2 protein-coding genes are annotated in these 1,186 nt (G+C 45.2%); one reads left to right on the top strand and one right to left on the bottom strand.

Annotation, left to right across the window (positions count from 1 at the left end; genetic code table 11):
• A partial coding sequence (locus A3738_RS30785) for a cell adhesion protein (RefSeq protein WP_068763508.1) occupies positions 1–975 on the top strand: 975 nt, incomplete at its 5' end.
• A 31-nt stretch (positions 976–1,006) separates the two neighbouring features.
• Here A3738_RS30785 and A3738_RS07890 read toward each other — a convergent pair.
• Positions 1,007–1,186: pirin-like C-terminal cupin domain-containing protein (locus tag A3738_RS07890; protein ID WP_304440081.1), on the bottom strand; the 180-nt coding region annotated here is incomplete at its 5' end.

Here is a 1,186-nt window from a genome sequence, read left to right as displayed (position 1 = left end):
TCCTTAAACTACTTTGATCCAACCAAATCAACCATTATTCACTTCCATGGATGGCAAAATGGTTCATCGCAAAACAACTATTCACGTGAAGATTTTTTATTCGATTACAACGGCGAGAACGTGATTACATCGGCAAGTTGGAAAGCGCGTGATTGGAACATTGCGTACTTTTACTGGAACCAGTTAGCTGACGAGGCAGAAGTAAAAGATGCTGAAGCGAAAATCTGGACGCCCAATGGACCGCGCGGCATGCGTTATCGTTTAAACGATGGTTCGTATAGTACAGCGCTGTCACCAAACAAATCTGTTTCTGACATTGCGTTTGAACAAATCACATCAGTGCTTTCGGGCAGCACCTCATACTATGTTCGATTATCAGGTCATTCTCTTGGTAGCCAGTTAGCGACTAACGTCACAAAGAAAATCAGTGACGCGGTCTATAACGGTACTGTCGGCAATAACCTGACTGTCGACCGCTTAGAATTGCTTGATCCTTTCTGGTCAGCAGATCCAAAATCATACCTTGGTGATGCGAATGGCGACGGTAATACTGATTGGGTCGGCGAACATGCGCGCTGGGATATTCAAACCTTAATCGATCGACACAACTTGCCAGTAACTTGGTACAAATCGAGTGGTATTTTGGATATTTGGATCGGAGATCGAAATACGATCCTAGAGGGTATGGTTACGTTTATTCATAATCGATTCTGGTATTTGTCAGGCCCTGATTTCGTTAACAAACATAACCACGTGGTTCCTTGGTACTTCCGTTCAATGGCTTCAAATGCGCCTGAAGAAGTAACCATTACATGGTGGGGGGCACGCCGCACAACTGGCAAGCTAGCAGCAAGTGCTCGCACATCAGATTCACGTATTCAAGAGATGATGGGTGATCGATATCACTGGGATCAGGTAGAAGGTCGTTACACGACTGACCCTTCGGATGACCAATTCGAACGAAAGAACTACTAGAGCACAGTATGAGCCCCTCATAGGGGCTCAATCACTTCTCTGGAACAGGCGTATATTCGCAACTATCTCCAGGGATTTTTGGAAACTTCCCTTCTTTCCAATCACGGCTCGCTTGATCAATTTGTTCACGACTAAACGACACAAAGTTCCAAAACATATGTGGCGCAGTTGGAAAAGCTTCGCCACCGAGCATAAGCACGCGAGAATAACT

It is taken from the genome of Oleiphilus sp. HI0066, assembly GCF_001635725.1.
This window is presented reverse-complemented; position numbering and strand designations above follow the sequence as displayed.